The organism is Anaerotignum sp. (assembly GCF_045122575.1).
Lineage (GTDB): Bacteria > Bacillota > Clostridia > Lachnospirales > Anaerotignaceae > Anaerotignum_A.
This window is the reverse complement of the sequence record NZ_JBGVHV010000153.1, coordinates 1-3355: the sequence shown is the minus strand read 5'-3', so window position 1 is coordinate 3355 and position 3355 is coordinate 1. Positions and strand designations below refer to the sequence as shown.

The 3355-nt window shown below is 48.6% G+C and carries 4 protein-coding genes; all 4 read right to left on the bottom strand.

What is annotated here, in order from left to right; genetic code table 11:
* Positions 1-918, bottom strand: a 918-nt coding sequence (locus ACJMLT_RS07380; protein WP_405728801.1) for a sodium/proline symporter, incomplete at its 3' end; no start/stop codon positions are given.
* Positions 919-1124: 206 nt separating this feature from the next.
* Positions 1125-1718 carry a TetR/AcrR family transcriptional regulator gene (locus ACJMLT_RS07375; protein WP_405728798.1) on the bottom strand — a complete coding sequence of 198 codons (594 nt, stop codon included), beginning with the start codon at positions 1716-1718 and terminating at the stop codon, positions 1125-1127.
* A gap of 15 nt (positions 1719-1733) precedes the next feature.
* A complete protein-coding gene (locus ACJMLT_RS07370; RefSeq protein WP_405728795.1) occupies positions 1734-2933 on the bottom strand; it encodes a Card1-like endonuclease domain-containing protein in 1200 nt (399 codons plus the stop codon).
* A 23-nt stretch (positions 2934-2956) separates the two neighbouring features.
* The coding region (locus ACJMLT_RS07365) for a GerW family sporulation protein (RefSeq protein ID WP_405728792.1) at positions 2957-3355 on the bottom strand (399 nt) is incomplete at its 5' end.

Below are 3355 nucleotides of genomic sequence, written 5' to 3'. Positions count from 1 at the left end.
GGATACCGCATTACCAACCACACCGATCACAACTGCAACCGCCATGGAGATCACTACCCATACAGTCGCGATTCTTCTGGACATTTTCAGTTTTTCTCTGTCTTCGATAGCCATGAAACGCAGCAGGATATGAGGCATACCAAAGTAACCCAGACCCCATGCCAGTGTGGAAGCGATGGTCAGTGTGCCATAGGGTGTTACTGTACCTGTTTCTGCATTATGGCTTGCTGTCAGGCTCAGATAGTCTACCATGCCGTTTGCATTTGCCGCTACGGCATCCCAGCCGCCTGCTACATGCACACCAAACAGAACAACGACCAGCAGAGCGATACTCATTACTACGGACTGGATCATATCTGTCATGGAAGCTGCCAGAAAACCGCCTGTTACTGTATATGCTACGATAACAATGGCAGAGATGATCATTGCCACATGATAGTCAATGGCAAAGATAGAGGAGAACAGCTTACCGCAGGCTGCAAAGCCGGAAGCTGTGTAGGGAACGAAGAAAACGATGATCACCAGTGCTGCGATGGCCATCAGAATATTTTTGTCATCTCTGTATCTCAGGGAGAAAAAGTCAGGCAGAGTGATGGCATTTACTTCGTGTGTGTATGTACGGATTCTTTTTGCCACGATCAGCCAGTTCACGTATGTACCAACCGCCAGACCGATGGCTGTCCATGCAGGTTCTGCGATACCGGCAATATACGCTACGCCGGGCAGACCCATCAGGAGCCAGCTGGACATATCCGCCGCTTCAGCGGACATGGCAGTTACGATGGGGCCCATCTTTCTGCCGCCCAGATAAAAGTCACCAACTGTTTCGTTGTCTTTGGAGCAATAAATACCGATGCCGACCATACCGATCAGGTAGATGGCAATGGTGATCAGCATAATGATATGTGCTGTTGTCATTGTGTTCATACCTTCTTTCTTATTCTTTTCACTTTGGACAGTCTATCATACTTTTCACTAGAACGAAATACAGAATTTAGTTTGCACATAAACTGAACGATAAAAACAAAAAACAGCCATAAATATTGAATATTCAACATTTATTGGCTGTACGATTTCCAGAACGATTTTTTATTCAAAAAATATTCTTTAAAATTTTCTTCTTTTTATGTCCGTTCTGCGCGGAAATTCCCCAGAAAAATGGGCATCATGGTCTTTGCATACTGACTCAGAGAGTAGTCCCCGTTTGAGATGCACCAGTCATAAATAAGAGCTCGTTCGCAGAGGGCATAGGCCTTTACGATCTCATTGACCGCCGCGTCCGACCGCAGTTCTCCCTTTTTCTGTCCTTCGGAAACGATCTGACGGAGCAGTTTATAATAGACACGGTTATGATCCATCAGATGTTTTTCCCCTGCCGTCACCAGCTGAGAGGAATACATCCGCGCTACCAGATCCAGAGAAACGCTGTTATCGATCATCAGAAAGAGCTCCTGATTCAGATACATCAGTTTCTCGAAACTGTCCATTCCCTCTTCCAAAGTAGGGATCAGTTCCTGATATTTGTCATCAAACAGGTCGGAAAGGGAACTCAAAAGGGCATCCTTTCCGCTGAAATAGTGATAGAAAGAGCCCTTGGATGTGCCGGATTCCTCCACGATCTCTTCCACCGTGGTATCATCATAGCCCTGTTCGTAAAACAGTTTCCACGCCGCCGAAACGATACGGCTTCTGGTATTTCTTGTGTTTTTCTTCGCCAAGGCGCTCCCCTCCTCTCACACTTTCTTCCATTTCAGACTCACTAAATCATGTTCACGGATAGCCTTTACCAGCCTGTCGCTGAAATCCTCCGCAAGGATATCTCTGGCATCCAGCATTTCCAGCCCCAGTTCCTTGCAGCGCAGATATGTACCGGTTTTTTCGTCTTTTTCCTTGCTGTATGTGGCGATCAGCCCTTTGGAGAACCAGCCGCCCAGTCTTTTTTTCGCGATCAGCAGTTCATTCAGCGCCGCCGTATCCGCTTCCCTTAATTTGCAGGAAATGAACACCGGCAGGGAATCATCCATCAGCACCACATCGATCTCGTTGCCGCCCATGCGGGTGCCGTCATAGATATCCCAGTCGATCATCGTTCCCAGTTTTACATCGTCAAACATACCGCTGGAGGCCGCCGCCACATAGACATGCAGTTCCAGCCACACGCCATAGCTGATGCAGTACTGCTTATCCTCCATAGAGCAGAAACGGAAGGAAACGTGATTTCTCGCCATTTTCAGATCTTCGATAAAGCCGTTCTTCTGGAATTCCATCAGAACTTCTTCCCCTGCCCATACTTCTCTGCCGTTTTTCTGGGTCACCTTACGCAGGCTGTCCATCTGCAGTTCATGGGGCAGACCGCGGCTGGCCACCGTCTGCATCCAGCTGCAGGTGCCTTTCCATTCGGGCAGATTGCGGAAGAGATACTGGGCCATTTTACGGATGGCTTCATATCTTTCCGGCTGAGGGGGACGATGGGATTCGCCCATCAGTTCCGCACCCTTGGCATCCAGAAAATTTTCCAGGGTCAGCGTAACGGTATCGCAGACCTTTTCGTCGGTCTCTATGTCGTTGATCCGTCGTTCCACCAGATCTGTATGTACCATGCGCATCCCCGTCTGCAATCCCGCCTTATATCCGGCGATCATCATCAATTCGCTGCCGCCGGTCATCTCCAGCGTGCAGTTTTCCGCGCCATAGCGTTCCACCACCCGACAGGTGGCCTGCCGCAGTTTTTCCACGGAGCGGATATCCACGGGGATACTTTCCAGTTTGATATGGGGCATGCTTTTTTCAAAACAGGTCTGCAGAGAACGGAACACATTTTTATCCGTCATGCCCTTATCGTGGAGATAGACCACCACGTCGGGCTGCAGGGTCAGAGGTGCAACGATATTTTTCAGCACATCCTTATCATAATATTCGATCAGAACTTTCATGGGATCCCTCCCCTTTCCGCCGATTATTCTTCTACGATGGTTTCTTCTTCGAATTTCACTTCGGGTTCGTTGTTTTTATTTCTGCCGCTGAACACAGAGCCGAAATTCAGTTTATTCACCACGCCGGGCGCCATGTCGATCAGTTTTGTGATGGCATCCTGATTTTTCACATTGATCAGGTGTGTACCGTTGGGAGTAATGGCCAGAATGGCGGAGGGTGTGATCTTTGCACCAACGCCGCCGGCTGCATTTGCCGCTTCCTTTGTGCCAACGCCTGCCCCTACAGAAACTTCGATCAGGGGCAGCAGTGTCAGGTCACCCACCACAATGGCTTCGCCTACCACTGTTTTTGTGGAAACCAGATCATCTACTTTATCAAATAATACATTTACTGCTTCGTTGAAATCCTTGCTCATATTTTT